The organism is Myroides sp. WP-1 (genome assembly GCF_014145635.1).
Classification (GTDB): Bacteria; Bacteroidota; Bacteroidia; order Flavobacteriales; family Flavobacteriaceae; genus Flavobacterium.
On the sequence record NZ_JACHTC010000041.1, the window covers coordinates 1 to 4,518 of the forward strand.

At 36.8% G+C, this 4,518-nt stretch carries 2 protein-coding genes; both read right to left on the reverse strand.

The window, feature by feature from the left end; translation table 11 throughout:
• Positions 1-1,796: hypothetical protein (locus H4K33_RS16110; RefSeq protein ID WP_182650823.1), on the reverse strand; the 1,796-nt coding region annotated here is incomplete at its 3' end.
• Positions 1,797-2,467: 671 nt separating this feature from the next.
• On the reverse strand, positions 2,468-4,432 hold the full coding sequence (locus H4K33_RS16115; protein ID WP_182650825.1) for an OmpA family protein: 1,965 nt from the start codon (positions 4,430-4,432) through the stop codon (positions 2,468-2,470).
• Positions 4,433-4,518: the final 86 nt, after the last annotated feature.

A 4,518-nucleotide genomic window follows, 5' to 3' on the forward strand; every position in this document is an offset into this window, starting at 1 on the left:
TGTGGTACATTAACAATCGTTTTTGTGCCGTTCTCTGACGTATAGGTATACGTTCCATCGCCGTTGTTTACTAAGGTAGTAAGCGTTTCGAGGGATTTGACGATCTGGCTTAGATCAATCTCACGAACAACACCATTGGCATCTGCATAGGTAAATCTTGTACCATCGTAATACACATTTCCGCCACCTACTACAGTTAGGAGTTCTAATATCTTATTTTTAACTGTTTCATTGTTGATGATTTTCTCAAACTGATCTATAACATCTTGTGGTACATTAACAATCGTTTTTGTGCCATTCTCCGAAGTATAGGTATACGTTCCATCGCCGTTGTTCACTAAGGTAGTAATGGTTTCATTGGCTTTGACGATCTGGCTTAGGTCAATCTCGCGAACAACACCATTGGCATCAACATAGGTGAATTTCGTACCATTATAATACACATTTCCGCCACCCACTACAGTTATCAGTTCTAATATTTTATTTTTAACTGTTTCATTGTTGATGATCGTTTCAAATTGATCGATCACATCTTGTGGAACATTAATAATTGTTCGGGTACCGTTCTCCGAAGTATAGGTATACGTTCCATTGCCATTGTTCACTAACGTAGTAATGGTTTCATTGGCTTTGACGATCTGACTTAGGTCAATCTCGCGAACAACACCATTGGCATCAACATAGGTGAATTTCGTACCATTATAATACACATTTCCGCCACCCACTACAGTTATCAGTTCTAATATTTTATTTTTAACCGTTTCATTGTTAATGATTTTCTCAAACTGATCGATCACATCTTGTGGTACATTAATAATTGTTCGGGTACCGTTCTCCGAAGTATAGGTATACGTTCCATTGGCTTTGACGATCTGGCTTAGGTCAATCTCGCGAACAACACCATTGGCATCAACATAGGTGAATTTTGTACCATTATAATACACATTTCCGCCACCCACTACAGTTATCAGTTCTAATATTTTATTTTTAACCGTTTCATTGTTGATAATCGTCTCAAACTGATCTATAACATCCTGAGGTACATTAATAATTGTTTTTGTGCCGTTCTCTGACGTATAGGTATACGTTCCATTGCCATTGTTCACTAAGGTAGTAATCGTTTCATTGGCTTTAACCACTGCAGAAATATCAATGATTCGCTTTACCCCGTTGGCATCGATATACTCAAACCTACTACCATCGTAATACACATTTCCTCCACCAACAACAGTTAGAAGCTCTAAAATCTGATTTTTTACTGTTTCATTGTTGATAATCGTTTCAAACTGATCTATAACATCCTGAGGTACATTAATGATTGTTCGGGTACCATTCTCCGAAGTATAGGTATATGTTCCATTACGATTGTTTATTAAAGTAGTAATCGTTTCGTGAGCTTTGACAAAATCTGCTAGATTAATTATATGTCTTATCCCTTGCTCGTCTTCATATTCAAATTGAGTACCATCATAATATACATTCCCTCCACTTCCTTCTTGGGCCTCTGCGTCTGAAACAAGTCGAACCCATCGAGTTTTATCCCAATAGTAAAAACCAGGTTTAATATCCCCTTGTTCTACATTGGCATACACTAATAAACTCTCCACATTTCCATTGACAATAGTTGTTCGATCCGTTGTGTTTTCTAATGAGATATTGGGAATCAAAAAACCTTTATCTTTTGACATAATCGTCAATTCAGCAGATTTATTAGGTGTAGTTGTTCCTATTCCCACCTGAGCGTGTACCACTGAGACTAGCAGCAAAGCTCCAATTGAAAATAATTTTCTTTTCATTTTTATCAATTTAATTTCATACAATCTCGTTTTACATCTTTTTCATTTATGTTTTCTTCCTACATATGAACTTCATAACTAATAATAAACATTTACAATATTTTATCTAAAACAAAATTGAAAACACAATATTAAACCGCCAAAAAGTTAAAAAAAGAATCAAAAAGCATAAAAATCAAATCAAATACATATTGATACACCATTTAACTTTCATTAAAAAAACAATAAAAAGATCCAAATAAAAAATAGCTCTGATAGATTGACTTACTTCAATAAAGAAGGTAACATTCGCTGTGAATTTTGACGATATACGTTAGCTGTATTTCGCTATTCATCTATAGCTATTTTATTTTTTTACACTGTTTTTGTTTAATTTCTTCTTCCGTCTTCTGTACTCCAAACACATGATACGGCTTTTAACTTTTTTTTATAAACTTAGCGACCTACTTCCTGCTACATGTTGTCCTCTTTTACAATTTCACTGTATTTATTAGTTACAAAAACAGACGTTTTATTCCTTTTTTTCTTACTATACAACTATCTACTTTTCTTTCCCCTCACACTGAATAACTCCACAAAAAAAGGGTGACTTTTACATCACCCTCTTCTTTAACTGTATATTTTACATCGTACAGCTCGATGATATAAAAAAAATTGCTTTCTCTTTTATTCTATTTCTCTACAACAATAAACTCACTTCGACGGTTTTCTTGGTGTTCTGCATCACTACAGCGAACGCCATTGCTACAGCGATTTAAGAGTTTGGTTTCTCCATAACCGCGTCCTGTTAAACGATTTGAAGCTATTCCTTGTGCTATTACCCACTGAATCGTTGACTTCACTCGACGATCAGATAAACTCAAATTGTATGAATCTTTTCCTTTGCTATCGGTATGTGAACGCACATCTACTTTCAAGCTAGGGTATTTCTTCATCACTTCTACAATCTTCATCAACTCAATCGAAGCATCATAGCGAATATCAGACTTGTCAAAATCAAAGTAAATTGGCTTTAAGTTTAATGTCTTGAATAAATCGTCATTAACTTCAATAGGAATTTCAGGTGTTTCTAATCCGATATCGACCTTTTTTACTCCAGGGGTATTTTCGGTATTTAAAGAAATTACTTCTGTTGGGTTATATGACTCTGCCTCTGCTTTGATGCGATACTTAATTCCACAATCGAGGAGAGAGCTCACATAATACCCTTTACTGTTGGTACGCAGTGTTTCACTCTTTTGGTAAACTGCGTCAGAGATCACTACAAGCGCATTGGCTAACGGTGCTTTGGTTTGTTTGTCAAACACAATTCCTTCAATCGTTTGCTTGCAAGGCTTCTCTACCCAAAAATAAATGTCATCTGCTCCTCTGCCTCCTTCGCGATTTGAACTAACAAATCCTTTGTTTTCCTTGGCGTCGAGGTAAAATCCAAAATCGTCCATGTTACTGTTAATTGGTTCTCCCATATTAACCACCGGTCCTAAACTTCCATCGGGATAGATAGCAGAAGAGAACACATCCAATCCTCCTAAGCCAGGATGTCCATCTGAGGAAAAATATAGCTGATTATTAGATGAAATAAATGGAAAACTCTCTCTACCTTCTGTATTGATATTCTTTCCTAAACTCTCCACAACCCCATATCCGCCGTTGTCATATAGAGCTACGCGAAATAGATCTGATTGTCCTATACTTCCCTTGCGATCCGAAGCGAAGTACAACCACTTACCATCTGGTGTTAAAGCAGGATGGGCTGTATTAAAATCATCCGAATTAATCGGTAACTCCACCACCTGTCCCCACTGCCCATCTGCTTGTTTGACAGCCTTATATATTTTAAGTAAAGAGGTATGCTCTTTATTTTGCTTGCTCTTTCCATTGGAAGTTGCGTTATTTCGAGTAAAGTACATCGTCTTGCCATCTGCAGTAAATACACCTGTTGCCTCGTTGATAGTTGAATTATCCATAGCTAGGCGAACGGGCTCTCCAAATCCCTCCTCAGTAATTGCAGAACTATACAAACTTGTATAGCTTTCATTCGTCCAGGAGTGAATAGTACTTCCTTTTTCTTTGGCAGTTACTCGGGCAGAGGTAAAGACAAAACTATTGCCTATAATTGTTCCGCCATAATCTGAGTATTCGCTATTTAAATTCAAGGCCTTGATCTCATAACGATCCGAATTGCGCGCAATTGCACGCAAGTAATCGCGGTTCTTGTTGAACAAAGCGGCACGAGAATCTTCTTTCTCCAAGTTGTAAAACTGATCCATCATGTCTTGAGACTTGGTATAGTCTTTCATACTCTTAAGCGTTTGTGCATAACGATAGTAGTATTCGGATGTCAACTTAGCTGTATCTTTATCTTCATACGTCCCTTCAAAGAGTTCCGCATACCACTTATTAGCTTCTACTAGCTTTCCATTGAAGTAATACGCATCTGCTAAGTTTTGTAATACTAGCGTATTGACATATCCTTTGTTTGCTAATCCTTCGTATATCTCTATGGCATTGGCATATGCTAAGCGATCAAAATCGCGATCTCCTTGTTTTACTTTGCCAACTTGCCCATAACTCGTTGTAATTCCTCCTATAAACAGAAGCGCTACAAGTCCCATTTGTTGTATTCTTTTCTTCATAACTCCTTTTTTTAGAAGAACCTTGGCGCTGCTACGCGCTTAAAGCCGTTTAACAAATTAAAGCGAACAAAGATCTCGTGAGATCC

Coding starts and splice junctions, on each gene's coding strand:
- H4K33_RS16115 (WP_182650825.1), bottom strand. CDS start 4,432: ATGAAGAAAAGAATACAACAAATGGGACTTGTAGCGCTTCTGTTTATA.